The 17,832-nt window shown below is 66.9% G+C and carries 15 protein-coding genes and 1 pseudogene; 12 read left to right on the top strand and 4 right to left on the bottom strand.

Annotation, left to right across the window (positions count from 1 at the left end):
- Positions 1 to 26 precede the first annotated feature (26 nt).
- The 9 genes and pseudogenes from ACZZZM_RS01415 to ACZZZM_RS01375 all read left to right on the top strand — a co-directional run.
- Positions 27 to 1,919, top strand: coding sequence for an FTR1 family protein (locus ACZZZM_RS01415; RefSeq protein WP_463593327.1), 1,893 nt, complete (start codon positions 27 to 29; stop codon positions 1,917 to 1,919).
- 88 nt (positions 1,920 to 2,007) lie between these two features.
- Positions 2,008 to 2,640 (top strand): cation efflux transmembrane domain-containing protein, encoded by a 633-nt coding sequence (locus ACZZZM_RS01410; protein ID WP_463593326.1) that lies wholly within the window; start codon positions 2,008 to 2,010, stop codon positions 2,638 to 2,640.
- 46 nt (positions 2,641 to 2,686) lie between these two features.
- Positions 2,687 to 3,028: a hypothetical protein gene (locus ACZZZM_RS01405; protein WP_463593325.1), complete on the top strand. Its 342-nt coding sequence runs from the start codon at positions 2,687 to 2,689 to the stop codon at positions 3,026 to 3,028.
- 62 nt (positions 3,029 to 3,090) lie between these two features.
- Positions 3,091 to 4,365: a TolC family protein gene (locus ACZZZM_RS01400; RefSeq protein WP_463593324.1), complete on the top strand. Its 1,275-nt coding sequence runs from the start codon at positions 3,091 to 3,093 to the stop codon at positions 4,363 to 4,365.
- Complete coding sequence (locus ACZZZM_RS01395) at positions 4,362 to 5,525, top strand: efflux RND transporter periplasmic adaptor subunit (RefSeq protein ID WP_463593323.1); 1,164 nt, start codon at positions 4,362 to 4,364, stop codon at positions 5,523 to 5,525. Before ACZZZM_RS01400 ends, ACZZZM_RS01395 begins: the two co-directional genes overlap by 4 nt.
- A 4-nt stretch (positions 5,526 to 5,529) precedes the next feature.
- Entirely contained in the window at positions 5,530 to 8,772 is a 3,243-nt protein-coding gene (locus tag ACZZZM_RS01390; RefSeq protein WP_463593322.1) for an efflux RND transporter permease subunit, read from the top strand.
- A 14-nt stretch (positions 8,773 to 8,786) separates the two neighbouring features.
- A complete protein-coding gene (locus tag ACZZZM_RS01385) occupies positions 8,787 to 9,131 on the top strand; it encodes a DUF190 domain-containing protein (RefSeq protein ID WP_463593321.1) in 345 nt (114 codons plus the stop codon).
- A 100-nt stretch (positions 9,132 to 9,231) separates the two neighbouring features.
- Positions 9,232 to 9,918 carry a ZIP family metal transporter gene (locus ACZZZM_RS01380; RefSeq protein ID WP_463593320.1) on the top strand — a complete coding sequence of 229 codons (687 nt, stop codon included), beginning with the start codon at positions 9,232 to 9,234 and terminating at the stop codon, positions 9,916 to 9,918.
- 167 nt (positions 9,919 to 10,085) lie between these two features.
- Positions 10,086 to 12,041, top strand: a pseudogene (locus ACZZZM_RS01375) (heavy metal translocating P-type ATPase); the annotation flags it as partial.
- 13 nt (positions 12,042 to 12,054) lie between these two features.
- On the opposite strand, the gene cueR reads toward ACZZZM_RS01375, so the two are convergent.
- The 4 genes from cueR to copC all read right to left on the bottom strand — a co-directional run bounded on the left by cueR (position 12,055) and on the right by copC (position 16,365).
- Positions 12,055 to 12,459, bottom strand: coding sequence for a Cu(I)-responsive transcriptional regulator (gene cueR / locus ACZZZM_RS01370; protein WP_463593319.1), 405 nt, complete (start codon positions 12,457 to 12,459; stop codon positions 12,055 to 12,057).
- Positions 12,456 to 14,927: a heavy metal translocating P-type ATPase gene (locus ACZZZM_RS01365; protein WP_463593318.1), complete on the bottom strand. Its 2,472-nt coding sequence runs from the start codon at positions 14,925 to 14,927 to the stop codon at positions 12,456 to 12,458. Before ACZZZM_RS01365 ends, cueR begins: the two co-directional genes overlap by 4 nt.
- 138 nt (positions 14,928 to 15,065) lie before the next feature.
- Complete coding sequence (gene copD / locus ACZZZM_RS01360) at positions 15,066 to 15,989, bottom strand: copper homeostasis membrane protein CopD (protein WP_463593317.1); 924 nt, start codon at positions 15,987 to 15,989, stop codon at positions 15,066 to 15,068.
- 1 nt (position 15,990) lies between these two features.
- Positions 15,991 to 16,365, bottom strand: a complete 375-nt coding sequence (gene copC / locus ACZZZM_RS01355) for a copper homeostasis periplasmic binding protein CopC (protein ID WP_463593315.1) — start codon at positions 16,363 to 16,365, stop codon at positions 15,991 to 15,993.
- A gap of 176 nt (positions 16,366 to 16,541) precedes the next feature.
- Here copC and ACZZZM_RS01350 point away from each other — a divergent pair, with 176 nt between their 5' ends.
- Genes ACZZZM_RS01350 through ACZZZM_RS01340 form a run of 3 tightly spaced genes read left to right on the top strand, consistent with a single transcriptional unit; the run spans position 16,542 to position 17,823 of the window.
- Positions 16,542 to 16,823, top strand: coding sequence for a hypothetical protein (locus tag ACZZZM_RS01350; protein WP_463593314.1), 282 nt, complete (start codon positions 16,542 to 16,544; stop codon positions 16,821 to 16,823).
- Complete coding sequence (locus tag ACZZZM_RS01345) at positions 16,820 to 17,260, top strand: periplasmic heavy metal sensor (protein WP_463593313.1); 441 nt, start codon at positions 16,820 to 16,822, stop codon at positions 17,258 to 17,260. The genes ACZZZM_RS01350 and ACZZZM_RS01345 overlap by 4 nt, the downstream gene beginning before the upstream one ends.
- The gene (locus ACZZZM_RS01340) at positions 17,257 to 17,823 is read left to right on the top strand and encodes an RNA polymerase sigma factor (RefSeq protein ID WP_463593312.1); all 567 of its coding nucleotides are present in this window, start codon (positions 17,257 to 17,259) and stop codon (positions 17,821 to 17,823) included. The genes ACZZZM_RS01345 and ACZZZM_RS01340 overlap by 4 nt, the downstream gene beginning before the upstream one ends.
- The last annotated feature ends 9 nt before the right edge of the window (positions 17,824 to 17,832 follow it).

Raw genomic sequence — 17,832 nt, 5'->3', positions numbered from 1 at the left:
TGTCTCGGCTATCGGCACTGTTCGCCATGTTCCTGCTGCTGGTCCTCGGCGGACCCGCCTTCGCACAGAGCGCCGACGTGCCGACCGCGTGGCGGCTGCTCGACTATATGGCCGTCGACTATGGCGGCGCGGTCAACGCCGGACGCGTCACGAACGCGGCGGAATATGCCGAGATGACCGAATTCGCGGCCTCGGTGGCCGAACGCCTGCAGTCGCTGCCCCCGACGGCGGCCAGGACGAGCCTCCTCGCCGACGGCGCGCGGCTCAAGGCCCTCGTCGCGGCGAAGGCCTCGTCGGCGGACGTCGCACAGCTGACGCGCGCCATGGCGAGCACGCTGCTGAAGGCATATCCCATACCGCTCGCGCCGGCTCGCGCGCCGGACCTGACGCGCGGCGCCGCGCTGTTCAAGCAGAACTGCGCAAGCTGCCACGGTGCCAACGGCGATGGACGCGGCCCCGACGCCGCCAAGCTCGCGACGCCCCCGATCGCGTTTACCGATGTCGCCAGAGCGCGCCAGAGAAGCCCGTTCGCCCTCTACCAGGTGATCGAGCAAGGGATCGACGGCACCGCCATGCCGAGCTTCGCATCGCTGCCTGCGGAAGACCGATGGGCGCTCGCCTTCCATGCCGGCCACCTCGCTTTTCCGGGCGCGCTCTCGGCCGAGGGTGAACGCATCTGGAAAGCGGAAGCCAGCCTCCGGCAGCACATACCCGATCTGACCGCGCTTGCTGGACTGACGCCCAGCACACTCGCGGGGGAAATCGGCGAAGCAAAGGCGGACGCGGTCATCGCGTATCTCCGGCTACATCCCGGAGCGGTGGTCCAGCCCAGCTCCGGCTCGCTCACGATCGCCCGGACGAAGCTCGCACAAAGCCTAGCGGCCTATCGCGCCGGCAACCTGCAATCGGCGCGGGACCTGGCGCTGTCCGCCTACCTGGACGGGTTCGAGCCGGTCGAACCCACTCTCACCGCCCGCGACTCCGCGCTGATGGCGAACATCGAAGGCGCGATGGGCGAGTTCCGAGCCGCGCTTCAGCAAGGCCGCCCGGCCGATGAGGTGGCGATACGGGTCCAGGTCCTCGACAGCTTGTTCGACGACGCCGAAGCCGCGCTGTCACCTGATGCCGGAAGCAGCGCCTCAACTTTCCTCGGCGCGTTCACCATCCTCGTTCGCGAGGGTCTGGAAGCGCTCCTGATCGTAGTCGCGATGATCGCCTTCCTGCGCAAAGCCGATCGAACCGAGGTGCTGCCATACGTCCACGGCGGTTGGATCGGCGCGCTGGTTGCTGGCGCCCTCACCTGGGCGGTGGCGACCTACGTCATCGGCATCAGCGGTGCGAGCCGAGAACTCACCGAGGGCTTCGGCTCCCTCTTCGCGGCGATCGTCCTGCTGTCCGTCGGCATCTGGATGCATGGCAAGGCGCAAGCCGACCAGTGGCAGCGCTACATCAGCCAGAAGATGTCGCAGGCGCTGTCGCGCCAGTCGGCATGGTTCCTCTTCGGCCTCGCGTTCATCGTCGTGTATCGCGAGGTCTTCGAGACGATCCTGTTCTACGCGGCGCTCTGGACCCAAGGGAATGGCGGAATGTTGCTCGCCGGCGCCGCCTCGGCCGTGCTGCTGCTAGGAGTGATCGCCTGGGCGATGCTGCGCTACAGCCGCGACCTACCGATCGCGAAGTTCTTCTCCTACAGCGCCTGGCTCATGGCGGTGCTTACGGTCGTCCTCGCCGGCAAGGGGGTCGCAGCCCTCCAGGAAGCCGGGATCATCGACATCGCGCCCCTCAGTGACGGTCCCCGCATCACCGCGCTCGGTATCTTCCCGACCTTGCAGTCCCTCGGCGCTCAGGCGGTGATGCTGATCGCAGTCTGTGCCGGCTTCCTCTTGAACCGGCGCCGCGCTGCGGCATCGGCGCGATAGCCCCGTGCGCTTGCGCCACATACCTCTTGACCCTGTAGTCACTAGAGGGTGCATGGACGCTCCATGACGCACGATGCGATGCTCAATCATGGTCTGTAACAGCTGTCAGTCAGATGCGCCCGCGAAGGCCAATCCAGGATGGCGGCGCGCGTTGTGGATCGCGCTGGCGGTCAATCTCGCCATGTTCGCTGGCGAAATAGTCGCGGGCGTCGCGTCCGGGTCCCGGGCGCTGCAGGCGGACGCGCTCGACTTTCTCGGCGACTCGGCGAACTACGCCATCAGTCTGGGTGTCGCCGGTCTCGCGATGCAGTGGCGCTCGCGAGCGGCGCTGGTGAAAGGCGCCACGATCCTGGGCTTCGGGCTTTACGTGCTGGTCACGACCGTGGTCGCGGCCTTCGGCAGCGGCGTGCCTCAGGCCGAGACGATGGGCGTTGTCGGAGTGCTCGCGCTTGCCGCCAATACGGGCGTCGCGCTGATGCTTTACCGATACCGGGCGGGCGAGGCCAACATGCGGTCCGTCTGGGTATGCTCGCGCAACGACGCCATCGGTAACCTCGCTGTCGTCGCCGCAGCGGCGGGCGTGTTCGGCACGGGCACCGCATGGCCCGATCTCGCAGTCGCCGGAATCATGGCCGGTCTCGGCCTATGGGGCGGCACCCAGATCATCGCGCAGGCGCTGGCAGAGCTGCGGACGTCAGCGCCGTCGATGGCGGCCGAATGACCATCGCAGTGGCGAAGAGCACGCCGGGATGCTACGGTCGCACCTGATGCATCGGCTCATCGCCTTGTTCGCCTGCGTGGCGGTCCTCTTCTCGCTTGCGGGTGGATCGGTCGCGCACGCCATGGAACCGCCGGCGTGCGTCGAATCAACAGTCACGGCGGCGCTCGATGTCGATCATGTCGACGGGGACGCAGACCAAGTCCCTGCCGATGCCGAGAAGGGCTATCCCCATCACCACGGCGGCTGCCACGGCCATCATGTCGCGGCGGCGCTCGACGACGCCCTCGGCTTCCAGCTGCCCGCGCATAGTTCCGTCGCGCCAGCGCACGCCACCGCGCGCTACGTCACCACCGGCGGCGACCCCGCGCTGAGGCCTCCGCAAGCCTGACGACCCGCCAAGCCGGGAGCTGAGAAGCTCCCGCTCGACGTCGTTCGTCAGGAGTTCAATAGATGCATCGATTCATCGCGGCCGTCCTGGCCGCGTCGTCCTGCGCGAGCATCGCGCAGGCGCAGACTTCGCCACCGGCCGTAGCCGATGGCTCCCTTTCGCTCGAGGAGGCATTGCGCCAGGCAGGCGCCGCATCTCCATCCACCGACATCGGCGCCGCCGGCGTGCGCGCGGCCGAGGCCAATCGCACTGTCGCGGGCCTGCGGCCTAATCCCGAGCTCTCGGTCGAGACCGAGAACGTCACCGGGACCGGACCGTATCGCGGATTCAACCAAGCCGAGACAACACTCGGCTTCGCCTTGCCCATCGAACTTGGCGGCAAGCGTTCCGCTCGTATCGCCGTAGCCGACGCGCGCGGCATCCGCGCACGCTTGGAAGCGGCGATGACGCTCGCCGACCTGCGGTTGCGCGTCACCCAAGCCTATATCGAGGCGGTCACAGCCGAACGGCGGCTCGAAGTGGCCGGCGAACAGGTGAGGATCGCCAACGAAGGCCTGCGCGTCGCTGCGGACCGCGTAATGGTGGGCGCGGCCTCGCCGATAGACGAGCAGCGCGCAGCGGTGCTGCAGATCAACGCACGGACTGCGGTCGAACGCGCCCGACGGGAGGTCGAAACGACCCGTGGGATCCTGGCGGGGTTGCTCGGCCAACCCGTGAGCGGTTCACTGGACACCGCCTGGTTCGAACGAACGACTACATACGGCCCTGTTGCGGCCATCAACCTCGACGGGACTCTCGCGCTGGCGGCGGCGACCGCCGATCTTGCGACGGCCGACGCTCAGGTGCGGCTGGCACGCTCCCAGCGGATTCCCGACGTGACGCTTTCCGCTGGCACGCGGCGCTATTCCGACACCGGCGACCAAGCGGCGGTATTCGGCGTCTCGATCCCCCTGCCGTTCTTCAACAATGGCAGCGCGGCCGTCAGCGTCGCGCGCGCCGAGCGGGATCAGGCGGATGCACGCCGCCGACTGGCCACACTTGATGCCGGTCAGGCGATCGCGCGCGCGCAGGCCGACGTCGCGAACGCCGAGGCCGCAGCACGTTCGGCCAACGGGCCAGCGCTGGCGGCGGCGCTCGAAGCCGCCCGCATCGCCCGCACCGGCTACGGAGCGGGCAAGTTCAGCCAGCTCGAACTGCTCGACGCCGAGCGGACGCTGGCGGAGACGCGAGCCGCCGCCATCGACGCGCTCGCCGCATACCACGACGCCCAGGCCCGGCTGCGCAGGCTTATCAGCCCCGCGCCCGTCGACCTTCAGAATTCCGGAGATCACCGATGACACGATTCAGCAGTCAACTGCTCGCAGGAGCAGCCGCCATCGCGCTCGCGGCCGCTGCCGGCGGCTTCGGCATCGCCCGCCTGACCGGGAACGGCGCAACCGCACCTGCCACCGAAGCCGCCGCAGAGCACGAAGAGGAGGGATCGACCGACACCGTCGCGATCGCGGCGGCGGCCATCAAGGACGCGGGCATCGCGACCGAAAGCATCAGTGCGGGCGGGCTGGCGACCGAGATCGTGAGCCAGGCCGTGGTCACTGCCTCGCCAACGGGCGAGGCCATCGTCACAGCACGTGCCGGAGGCGCGGTTACCCGGGTCCTCAAGCGTCTTGGCGATCCCGTCCGCGCCGGCGAGGCGCTCGCCATCGTCGAGAGCCGCGACGCTGCCCAGATCTCGGCGGAACGCAGCACCGCAAACGCCCGAGCCGTCCTCGCGCAGAAGGGGTTGGCGCGTGAGCGCTACCTCTACCAGCAGAAGGTTTCGCCACGCGTCGATCTCGAACGGGCCGAGGCCGAGGCGGCGGTGGCTGCTGCCGAATCCCGCCGGGCGCAAGCTGCTGCCAGCGCCGCGAGGGTCACCGGCGATGGACGCGGCGTCGTGCTGTCGAGCCCGATCTCGGGCCGCGTGACATCGACCTCCGTCCGGCTTGGCGCCTTCGTCGCGCCCGAGACTGAGCTGTTCCGCATCTCGGACCCCCGCCAGATCCAGATCGAGGCGGCAGTCGGACCGGCCGATGCCTCGCGGCTGGCACCCGGCGACCGCGCCGTCATCGAGCTATCCGAGGGACGGACGATCGAGGCGCGGGTTAGGTCAGTGACCCCGACGCTGAGCGGCGAAACCCGCTCGGCAACGGCGGTGATCGATGTCCCGAGCGCGGGTCTGCAGCCTGGTCTGGCCGTCCGTGTGCGATTGATGCCAAGCCGAGGCGGATCAACCACGGCGATCGTGGTGCCCGAGGAAGCGGTCCAGTCGGTGAATGGTGCCGACGTGGTGTTCGTTCGAACGCCGCAAGGTTTCAAAGCCACCCCAGTGCGGGCTGGGCAGCGCAGCGCTGGCCGGGTCGAGATCCTGTCCGGGCTCACGCCGGGGCTGACGATCGCGACCACGAACGCCTTCCTGCTCAAGGCCGAGCTCGGCAAGTCCGCCGGCGAGGAGCATTGATCTCATGATCGCCAACCTCATGGCGCTGTCCGTCCGGGCGCGCTGGGCCGTCGTCGCCCTCTTCATCGCCATCGCGGCGCTCGGCCTTTGGCAGCTCACTAAGCTGCCGATCGACGCCGTGCCTGACATTACCAACAATCAGGTGCAGATCAACACCGTCGAACGCGGCCTGTCGCCAATCGAGATCGAGAAGCGCGTGACGTTCCCGATTGAGACCGCGCTAGCCGGCATACCCGGGCTGGAGACGACGCGCTCGCTGTCGCGCAACGGCTTCAGCCAGGTCACGGCGATTTTCACCGATTCCACCAACCTCTACTTCGCCCGCCAGCAGGTCAGCGAGCGTATCGCCCAGGCGCGCGACAGCCTGCCGGGCGACGTGCAGCCGCAGATTGGCCCGGTCACGACCGGCCTCGGCGAGGTGTTCATGTATGCCGTCGACTTCACCAACCCCGGTGGCAAGGGCGCAAAGATCGATGAGGGTAAGCCTGGCTGGCAACGCGACGGCACCTTCCTCACCCCGGAGGGCGACAGGTTGAGCGACGACGTTTCGCGCTCCGCGTATCTGCGCACCGTGCAGGACTGGATCATCCGGCCGCAGCTGCGCACCGTCCAGGGCGTCGCCGGCATCGATTCGATCGGCGGGTTCGAAAAGACCTACGTCGTCGAGCCCGATCCCACCAAGCTCAGCACCTACGGCGTGTCGTATTCGGAACTCGCCAAGGCGCTCGAGGCCGCCAACCTCGCGGTCGGTGCCAACTACTTCAACCGTGGCGGCGAAGCGTTCCTGGTCCGCGCCGACGCGCGCATAGGCAATCTCGGCGAGATCGCCGACGCGATCATCGCGACGCGCGGCGGTGTCCCCGTCGCAGTCAAGGACGTGGCAACCGTCAAGATCGGCGGCGACCTGCGCACCGGCGCCGCCAGCATGAACGGCCACGAGGTCGTGGTCGGCACAGCGCTGATGCTGATCGGGGAGAACAGCCGCGTCGTCGCCCGCGATGTCGCCGAGCGGATGGAGGCGGTTTCCAAGTCGCTGCCGCCCGGCATCAAGGTCACGCCAACCCTCGATCGCTCGGTGCTCGTCAACGCCACCGTCAGCACGGTCCAGAGAAACCTGATCGAGGGCGCGATCCTCGTCGCGGCCGCGCTGTTCCTGCTGTTAGGCAACTGGCGTGCGGCACTCATCGCGGTGCTCATCATCCCGTTCTCGTTCCTGATGATGGCAACCGGCATGAACTTCTTCGGCGTGCCCGGGAACCTGATGAGCCTTGGCGCACTCGACTTCGGCCTGATCGTCGACGGCGCCGTCATCATCGTCGAGAACTGCCTCCGCAGACTCGCCGAACGGCAGCACCGCGAGGGCCGACTGCTGCAGCTGCGCGAGCGGCTGGAGGAGACGATGCGGGCAAGCCAGGAGATGATCAAGCCGACCGTCTTCGGCCAGGCCATCATCTTCCTCGCATTCGCCCCGCTGCTGATGTTCACCGGAGTTGAGGGCAAAACCTTCTCGCCGATGGCAATCACCATCATGCTCGCGCTGGCTGCGGCGTTCATCCTGGCGCTTACATTCGTGCCGGCGATGGTCGCGCTGCTTATCCGTGGGAAGGTGGCGGAAAAGGAAGTCTGGGTCGTCGCCAAGATCAAGGACCGCTACGCTCCGATCCTCGACAAGGCGGTCGCGCGGCCGTGGCCCTTCATCGGCGCAGGCTTCGCCTTCTTCGGTGCGGCGATTATCGCGTTCGGCTTCCTCGGGCAGGAATTCATACCCCAGCTCGATGAGAAGAATGTGGCGATGGCGTCCAGCCGTGTTCCCTCGGTTTCGATGGAGCAGTCGCTGACAATGCAGCGCGGCGTCGAGCGCGCCATCACCAGCCTGCCCGAAGTTGCGATGATGTTCAGTAAGACCGGAACCGCCGAAGTCGCGACCGACCCGATGCCGTCGAACATCTCGGACGGCTTCGTCATCCTCAAGCCGCAGGACCAATGGCCTGCGGGCGTCAATACCAAGGAGGATGTGCTCGAGCGCATCGAGAAGGTGTCGGGCGCCCAGATCGGCAATTCCTACGAAGTCAGCCAACCGATCCAGCTGCGCTTTAACGAACTGATCGCGGGGGTGCGCGGCGACGTTGCGATCAAGCTCTACGGCGATGATCTCGACAAGATGGGCGCGGCGGCCGCACGCATCGTCCAAACGCTGCAGTCGGTGCCGGGCGCCGCCGACGTGAAGGCCGAGCAAACCACCGGCTCGCCGACGCTCGACATCCGCTTCGACCGTGCGGCCATCGCGCGATATGGGCTCACCGTCGAGGACGTCGCCGACACGGTTGCGGCGGCGATGGGTGGCCGCGAGGCCGGGCTGGTATTCGAAGGCGATCGGCGTTTCGCCGTCTCCGTCCGCGTCCCAATGGAAGCGCGGGACAATCTCGACGCGCTGCGCAATCTGCCCGTGCTTTTGCCGCAGGAGGCAGGCGAGAAACGCGGCTCGGTGCCACTGGCCCAAGTCGCGCAGTTCCGCTTCAGCGAGGGACTGAACCAGATCAGCCGCGAGAACGGCAAGCGCCGCGTCGTGATCCAGGCGAACGTGCGTGGACGCGACGTCGGGTCGTTCGTCGCCGAGGCGCTGCCAAAGGTGGAGAAGGTGGCGCTGCCGACCGGTTCATATCTCGAATGGGGTGGTCAGTTCCAGAACCTGCAGGCGGCGTCAGACCGGCTGGCGATCGTGGTGCCCCTGTGCTTCGCGATCATCTTCGGGCTGCTCTACATGGCGCTCGGCGGGTTCGCGCGGGCGGCGGCGGTGTTCGCGGCAGTGCCGTTGGGTCTAGCGGGCGGCGTGTTCACGCTGCTGATGACCGGCATCCCGTTCTCCGTGTCGGCGGCGGTCGGCTTCATCTGCCTCGCCGGCGTCGCGGTGCTCAACGGGCTCGTCGTCATGTCCTCGATCCGCGAACGGCTCGAGGATGGCGTCGAACTCGGCAGGGCGATCATCGAGGGAACCTTCGAACGGGTGCGGCCGGTGATCATGACCGGATTCGTTCCCGCCATCGGGTTCGTGCCGATGGCGCTGGCCCACGGCACCGGCGCCGAGGTCCAAAAGCCGCTGGCGATGGTCGTGATCGGCGGCCTCATCGCCGCGACAATCCTCACGCTACTGGTGCTGCCCGCCCTAGCCAAGGTCATCCTGGGCCTGGGCGAGCGCATCGGGCAGCGGCGCCGGTCCCCCAAGCATGATGAACCGGCCACGGCCTGAACAGGAGAAGTCCAATGTCGGATCACTTCAAGCTGCTGCGCATCTACACCGACGAGGCGGCGTATTTCGGGGACCGCAAGCTATTCGAGGAAGTCGCATCTCGCGCACGAGATGCGAAAATGGCGGGCGCGACCGTGCTTCAGGCCCTGTTCGGCTTTGGGCACTCCGCTCACCAGCATCGAAAGCACTTCCTTGAGGATGACCAGTCGCTCGTCATCGAAATCGTGGACGAGGATGCCCGGCTCCGGGAATTCGCCGCCTCGCTTGCAGACGTGCACGGGATCGGGCTGATCACGCTGGAAGCAGTCGAAGTCCTGGGAGGCGACAGCAGCCTCATCGCTACGGCGATCAAGGCATGACGCCCCCGCGCCGCATCAGCTTCCGCAACCTCTTAGGGGTGCCTTGGCCGGTGTGGCGTTCGGCATCCCCTGCCGCGTGGCCGACACGGAGGAATCTTCCATGCCCATGCTGAACTACACCTTCATCCCACTGCTCGCGACCGTGCTGGGGTCGATCGCCGCCGTCACTCGGCCGCCAGGCAAACGCGTGACAAGCGCGCTGCAGCATCTGGCGGCCGGCGTCGTCTTCGCGGCGGCCGCGACCGAGATACTTCCCCAAGTCATGCACGGGAACTCGCCGATAGCGACACTTGTCGGCGGCGCACTCGGAGTCGCGGCCATGCTCGGGCTCAAGACGTTCGAGGCCCAGTTCAAGGGGCCGGCGGCGCTTTTAGGCGCGGTCGCGATCGACATCGCCATCGATGGCCTGGTCCTCGGCCTGGCCTTCGTTGCCGGCACGAGGGCCGGCGTGCTGCTGACCATCGCGCTCACGCTCGAGGTGCTATTCCTGGGCCTGACGCTGACGACCGAGCTGGGCAAAACGATCCGCTCCAAGGCAAAGATCGTCATGATCGTCGCGGCCATCGCTCTGCTCCTGCCGGGTGGCGCCTCCATCGGCCTTTCAGTCGCCGAGCTGCCGGCCGCCATCATTGTCGGATTCTTGAGCTTCGGTCTGGTGGCGCTGCTCTACCTTGTCACCGAGGAGCTTCTGGTCGAGGCGCACGCGGATCCCGACACGCCGCTGATCAGTGCAATGTTCTTCGCCGGCTTCCTCGGCCTGCTGGTGCTCGAGGAACTGATCGGATGACCGAAAACGAAACCGGCCCAAACCACGCTACCGAAGGAACCACACACTTGGTCGACAAGCACGCCGAAGAGCAGCGAGAAGCAAAGGCTGCTGACACCCCCGGGGCTCCCGCCGAAATCGATGCGGAGGCCGGGCACGAACACGGCGTCGAGACCGTCGGAGGCGCGCACGCACATGGCGGCCTGCTTGGCGCCAACACCGAACTCTACTTCGCGCTGATCTGCGGCGCGCTGCTCGCGATCGGCTTCGCCATCGAGAAGCTGACGGATGCGACTGAGTGGGTGCCGATAGGCTTCTACGTCACCGCTTATTTCTTCGGCGGCGTCTTTACGCTTCGAGAGGCCTTCGCATCTCTGCGCGGCGGCAAGTTCGAGATCGACACGCTCATGCTGGTGGCCGCTGCTGGCGCAGCGGCGCTTGGCGCGTGGGCGGAAGGGGCACTGCTGCTGTTCCTCTTCAGCTTCGGCCACTCGCTGGAGCACTACGCGATGGGCCGCGCGAAGCGAGCCATCGAGGCGCTCGCCGAGCTCGCGCCGCAGACGGCGCTGGTGCGACGCGACGGCGGCACGACCGAGATCCCGGTCGAGGAGCTGAAGGTCGGCGACACCGTCGTGGTGAAGCCAAACGAGCGCATGCCCGCTGATGGCTTCGTCGTGGTCGGCACCTCCAGCGTCAACCAGGCGCCGGTGACCGGCGAAAGCGTGCCCGTCGACAAACAGCCGGTCGCGGACGCGGCCGCTGCGGCTGCACAGCCCGACAAGGTGGCAACCGAAAGCCGCATCTTCGCGGGCACCATCAACGGTTCCGGCGCGATCGAGGTGCAGGTGACGCGCCTGTCGGGCGACACCACGCTGGCGAAGGTCGTCAAGATGGTAGGCGAGGCAGAGGCGCAGAAGTCGCCGACCCAGCACTTCACCGACAGGTTCGAGCGTATCTTCGTGCCCGCCGTGCTGATCCTCGTGGTCGTGATGCTGTTCGCCTGGGTCGTCGTAGATGAGCCGTTCCGCGACAGCTTCTACCGGGCGATGGCGGTCCTGGTCGCAGCGAGCCCGTGCGCCCTCGCCATCGCCACGCCGAGCGCTGTCCTGTCGGGCGTCGCCCGCGCCGCGCGCGGCGGCGTGCTGGTCAAGGGCGGCGGCCCGCTCGAAAACCTCGGCACTCTGAGCGCGATCGCCTTCGACAAGACTGGCACGCTTACCGAGGGGCGCCCGCGCATCACCGACGTGGTCGCTGCGGACGGCGTCACCGAGGAAGAACTGCTTCGCGTGGCCGTCGCGGTGGAGGCCCTCAGCGACCATCCGCTGGCCGCCGCCATCACCAAGGACGGACGCGAGCGTCTGGGCGATGTCGCAGTGCCCGCCGCTAGCGACCTGCGCAGCATCACCGGGCGCGGCGTAGAGGCGACCTTCGAGGGAAAGGAGGTCCATATCGGCAGCCCCAAGCTGTTCGGCGAGGTCAGCGGTGAGCCTCTCCCGGCCGCCTTGCGAGAATCGATATCCCGGCTCGAGGGGAGCGGGCGCACGACGATGGTCGTGCGTCTGGGCTCGCGGTATCTCGGCGCGATCGGCCTGATGGACACCCCGCGCAAGGCGGCAGTGGCGACCCTGAAGCGGCTGCGCGATCTCGGCATCACCCGCATGATCATGATCTCCGGCGACAATCAGCGCGTCGCCGACGCTATCGCCAAGAAAGTTGGACTCGATGAGGCCTGGGGCGACCTGATGCCGGAGGACAAGGTTGACGCGATCAAGAAGCTGAAGGCCGAGGCGAAGGTCGCGATGGTCGGCGACGGCGTCAATGACGCGCCGGCAATGGCCAACGCTACCGTCGGCATCGCGATGGGTGCCGCCGGATCGGACGTCGCGCTGGAGACGGCGGATGTCGCGCTGATGGCAGACGACCTATCGCACCTGCCCTTCGCGGTCGGGCTCAGCCGCCAGACCAGCCGCATCATCCGGCAGAACGTCTACATCAGTCTAGGCGTCGTCGGGGTGCTGCTGCCGGCGACGATTTTCGGCCTGGGCATCGGCCCAGCCGTGCTTGCGCATGAAGGCTCGACACTCGTCGTCGTGTTCAACGCTCTGCGGCTGCTAGCCTTCAAGGAGCGCTTCGAAGCGGCATGAGACCGCAGCGGCCCTAGGCCAGCGATTTTGATCGACCTTCCAGGTCGTCGATGATTGGGCAATCGGGTCGGTCGTCACCATGACAGCGGGCTGCGAGGTCGAGCAGTGCGACGCGCATTGCCTCGAGTGCTAGCGCCTTGCGGCCAAGCTCGTCGGCCCGTGCGGTCGCAATCGCCTTAACGTCGCCGCTCGCCCGCGCTCCATCGCCCCACAGCCCGAGCAGCTTGCGTATCTCCTCGATCGGGAAGCCCAGGTCGCGGGCATTCGCGATGAACCGCAGCCGGTGGACGTCGGAGTCGGAATAGTCCCGGTAGCCGCTATCCCGCCGCAACGGAGACGGGACCAGTCCGATCTTTTCGTAGTGGCGGATCATGCGCTGCGATACGCCGCTGGCCTCGGACGCCGGCCCGATCTTCATAGCTTCACCCGGTTGAGACGCAGCGCGTTGGCGACGACCGTGAAGGACGACAGCGCCATCGCCGCGCCCGCGATCATTGGCGACAGCAGGATGCCCGACACCGGATAGAGGACGCCCGCAGCCACTGGCACGCCGATGCCGTTGAATAGGAACGAGAAAAACAGGTTCTGCCGGATGTTGCGCATCGTGGCGCGGGCGAGGCGTCGCGCGCGCACCATCGCCGCCAAGTCGCCCTTCGTCAGCGTCATGCCTGCACTCTCGATCGCGACATCCGTTCCAGTCCCCATGGCGACGCCAACATCCGCCGCCGCAAGCGCCGGGGCATCATTGATGCCGTCGCCGGCCATCGCAACCTTAGCGCCGGCGGCCTTGAGCTCGCCGATGATGCGCGCCTTGTCCTCCGGCTTGAGCCCGGCATGAACCTCATCAATGCCGCCGATCGCATCAGCGACAGCTCGCGCCGTCCCTTCGGCATCGCCGGTGAGCATGACGATGCGCAGGCCCTCCGCGCGCAGATCCTGGATCGCCATCCGCGCCGACGCCTTGATCGGGTCGGCAACTGCCAGCAGGCCCGCGAACACGCCGTCGATCGCCACGAACATCACTCCAGCGGCCTGGCCCCGATGGCGGTCCGCCGCGTCCTCCAGCGACGAGACGTCCACGCCCACATCGACCATCTGAGCGACGTTGCCGACAGCGACCATGCGACCATTCACGCGCCCGGTCACGCCGCGCCCGGTCTGCGATGCGAATTCTTCCAGCGTTCCTGCTTCAAAGCCCTCGTTGCGTGCACCGATGACCACCGCCTGGGCCAGCGGGTGCTCCGAACGTGCCTCGACGGCTGCGGCGGCCGCTAGCACATCCTTCCTGTCGAACCCGTTCGCAGTCTCGACCGCAACCAGGGTTGGACGCCCCTCTGTCAGCGTGCCGGTCTTGTCGATGACAAGCGTGTCGACCCTCTCCATGAGCTGGAGCGCCTCGGCATCCTTTATGAGCACCCCGGCGCGCGCGCCTCTGCCCGTGCCGACCATGATTGACATCGGCGTCGCCAAGCCAAGCGCGCATGGGCAGGCAATGATGAGCACCGCGATCGCATTGAGGAGCGAATGCCCGAACCGGGGCTCAGGACCGACCAGGTTCCATACGACGAAGGTAGCGATCGCTATCGCGATGACCAAGGGCACGAACCAGCCGGACACGCGGTCGGCGACGGCCTGGATCGGCGCCCGGCTGCGCTGCGCCTCGGCCACCATCTTCACAATCCGCGCGAGCACGGTGTCAGATCCCACGGCGCGCGCCTCGATCAGGAGCGATCCTGTGCCATTGACGGTGCCACCGGTAACATCGGCGTCACTCTCCTTCAGCACCGGCGCCGGCTCGCCCGTCAGCATCGACTCGTCGACCGGTGAGCGGCCCTCGACGACCACACCGTCGACCGGGATCGCCTCTCCAGGGCGCACCCGCAGGCGGTCCCCGGCGACGACATGCCCAAGATCGATCTCCTCCTCGGAACCGTTGGCACGCACGCGGCGCGCCGTCTTCGGAGCCAGATCCAAGAGGGCGCGGATCGCGCGACCCGTCGCGGCACGGGCCCGGAGCTCGAGCACCTGCCCGAGCAGGACGAGTGTCACGACCACGCCGGCCGCCTCATAGTAGACGGGCACCACCCCGTGCATCCTGAACGAGCCGGGGAACAGCCCCGGCGCGAGCGTGGCGACGACACTGTAGGCGAAAGCCGCGCCAACTCCGATCGCGACCAGTGTGAACATGTTGAGATGTCGCGTGCGCAGCGACATCCAGCCGCGCTCGAAGAAGGGCCAGCCGGCCCAGAGCACGATCGGTGCGGTCAACGCGAGCTGGATCCACGGTGATGCGGATGGGGAGACGAACTGCATGCCGAGCAGCTCCGCCACCATTGAGATGGTGACGAGCGGCACGGTCAGTGCCCCGGCGATCCAGGTGCGGCGGGTGAAATCGACTAGCTCTGGGTTTGGGCCATCGTCGAGGCTCGGCTCCTCCGGCTCAAGGGCCATGCCGCAGATCGGACACGTGCCCGGCCCCTCCTGCCGGATTTGCGGATGCATCGGGCAAACCCAGATCGCACCCGGCGATGCCTTAGGCTCCACGCGCCCGCCGAGATACGCGTCCGGGTCGGCAATGAATTTCGTGCGGCATCCCGCCGAGCAGAAATGATACTCGTGACCGGCGTGCTCGGCATGGTGCTGCGTCTTGGCCGGGTCCACGAACATACCGCAGACCGGATCTTTCACGGAGCCTTCAAAGGCAGGCGAAGCAGCAGTCTTGTCGCCGTCGCCCTGATGATCACCGGCGGCGTCAGGGCCACCGCCGCAGCAGGCAGCGTTCGGCGTGTCCGCTTCTGCCGGCGCGACAGGCGCTTTGCCGCCGCAGCAGCCTCCGCTCTTCGCCGGCTTGTGTCCATCATCGTGTTCTTGCGCTTCGTCGGTCATGTCGATCCTCCAGCGCAACTCATATGGGGTCTGACATCATGTCAGGGTCAAGCCCAAAAAGCGTTAGCCCGCACAGATAACTACGCGCGGGCATGCAACACCCCGCGCCTACGCTCGGAATAGCAGGCTAGCTCTGCGTTACGGGGCCATCGCTGCCAGCGGCTCGAGCGTTCCAAGCCATGCCACAAGGGCCAGGATCGCAATTGCGCACGCCGCCTCTGCCGCAAGACTTTTGCGGAGCGCGAGAATGGCCCCTCCATGATCGCCGCCTTCCGCCGCCCGCTGCAGACCGGGCGTCAGCCTGAACCGATTCGCAGCCGCGAGGACCAGCATCCCGAGGAAGAGCGCGAGCTTGGCTAGCAACAACTGTCCATACAACGTCGATGGTAGGAGTGGCAGACCGGCCCAACCCACCAAGAGCCAGGAATTGACGAGGCCGCTGACCACGATCGTAGCGACGATGACGCCACCGGTCGTGGAAAAACCGTGGAGCGCACGGTGGGTGAGTGTGAGGTGGACCTCGTCGATCAGTGCACGGCGCCGCGTCACCAGCAGCACAAGGCCGAGCAGCGCGCCGATCCACACCCCAGCCGCAAGCAGATGGGCAATGTCGGCCAGGAGGTGTAGCCAGCCAATACCCCCCTCGTCCATCGCGCCGTGTCCCGTCCAGGCGAGCGTAGCCAACGCAATTCCGCCGGCAACTGCCGCTGCGACTAAGCGGGCGGGCTTAAGTTGTCCGTCCGACAGCGTGACAGCGACGACCCCCGCCAAGGCGATCGTTCGCACAATCCAGGCGGTGCCGGTCGCGGTTTCGGTGACGAGCATCGAGACCGTCTCGCGATCGACCTCGAGTATCGATACGCCCGCCATCGAAGCTGCGAGCGCGAAGAGCCCGATCGTCGACAAGATAATGCCGGCGATGCCGCTCGCCAGCAGGACCGCGCGCAGTGGCATCGCCTCCGCTGTCCCGCGCGGTCCGAGTAGCCCGAACGCCCCAAGCCCGAATGCAGCCATCAGATCGAGACAGAGCCCAAACCTGACGGCGACGCCGAGCGGGTCCATCTCAAGCCACCTTGAACACGTAGCTGCCGTTTACCCGGTGCGTATCGGCGGACACGACATGCCAGTCTACCTTATAGCTGCCACGCGGCAGCGGCCTGGCGAACGTCAGCATTATCGACTTTCGGTCAGCACCGATCGAGCTGCGTGCCTGCATCTTCGCCGGGCCGCTCATCTTCATCCCCGGCATGTTCGTCATTACCACATCTACCCCCGAAAATTGGGGGACGAGCCGCTCGGAGAAACTGAGCTGGATGGTGGTAGCGGCTTTAACCACGGCATTTGCTGCCGGAGTGGAAGTGACTAGCTTGGGATGAGCCAGCGCGGGGGAGGCCATGAAGGCGGCAATGATGCCGATTGTCAAAAGTTTGCTACGCATTGCGATACTCCGAAAGCGGCTGGTTGCCGACTTGGATCAATACGTGCGAGCGCGGCGCAACCCTCACCAGCTGCACGCCGGGGTCTTCGTTCCGGGTTTCAGAACGGTTACAGTGCGGTTTCCGAGGGCCATCGCGCGGCGGCGCGTAATGCATTTAGTCCATGTGGAGCCGAAGTATGAATTCCGATCTCGACACGGCGCTGCACCGCATGGCTGCACACGCCGATCATCCCGGCCTCGACGGCATTGAGGATACCGTGCTCGCGCGCATCCATGCGCATGTCGCACCCCGTGCAGGCGTCGGACCTCGCCTTGCGGCGATCGCGGCGATCGGCGCGGTCGCACTCGGGACGTTCTCTTCTCGACCAACGCCGGCCACGGCTTCCACGCCCTCGCTTTCGCCGTTCGGCGCATCTAGCCCGCTTGCTCCATCGACCCTGTTGCTGGCCAGTCAATGAGGGCTTACCGCTGGGCCATTGGCATTGCCGTAATCGCATTTATCGCCGCGATAGCTGGCGTTTTTATCGGCCGGACGTTGATCCCGGAGCGACCCGTGCAGGGAACCGAGCTGCACGAACTGCTGCACCACGACCTGAACCTCGACGCCCAGCAGCAGGCGAAGCTGACCGCAATTGAGCAGCGGTTCGCTGTCCGCCGGCAGGCCCTCGAGCTCGAGCTGCGCGCCGACAATGCGCGGCTGGCCGACGCCATCGAGGCGGAGCACGGCAACGGCCCGCGCGTCACCGCTGCCGTTGACGCCTGCCACCAGGCCATGGGGGAGCTCCAAAAGGAGACGCTCGCGCACATCTTCGCGATGCGAGAGATCCTGCGGCCCGACCAAGCGGCCGCCTTCGACCACGCGGTGGTGAAGGCGCTGACCGCCGACGCACGGTGAGCCTGGACTACAGCACTCTTTCCGACGGAGAACTGGCGACGCTATCCGTCGCTGGCCGCGACCTGGCGTTCGCCGAGCTGGTGCGGCGCCACCGGAGCGCAGTCTATAGGCTCATCGCCGGCAATGTGGCCGATACGGACGAGGCTCTGGACCTCGTCCAAGAGACCTTCATCTCGGCCCACCGGGCGATGGCCCGCTTCGATGGGGCGCGGCCTATGCGGGCCTGGCTAGCCGCCATCGCCCTCAACAAATGCCGCGACTGGGCCCGACGGCGCGCTGTCCGCCGCTTCCTGCGGTTCGCACGACCCGTCGAGGAGATGTCTGACGTGCTGGCCGACGACCAGCCCGGCCACGACATCCAGGCGGCAGACCGCCAGGAACTTGAACGGCTGCGCCGAGCCATCACGGAGTTGCCCGCCTCGCTGCGCGAGCCGCTTGTGCTGCACACCGTCGAAGGGATGAGTCAGGCCGAGACCGCGATGGTGCTGTCGATCACGGAAAAGGCGGTGGAGACCCGCCTGCGGCGGGCCCGCATCAAGCTGCATGAGATGCTCGCGCACTAATTACCGAAG

The sequence above is a fragment of the Sphingomonas sp. AC522 genome (genome assembly GCF_979258125.1).
This window is presented reverse-complemented; position numbering and strand designations above follow the sequence as displayed.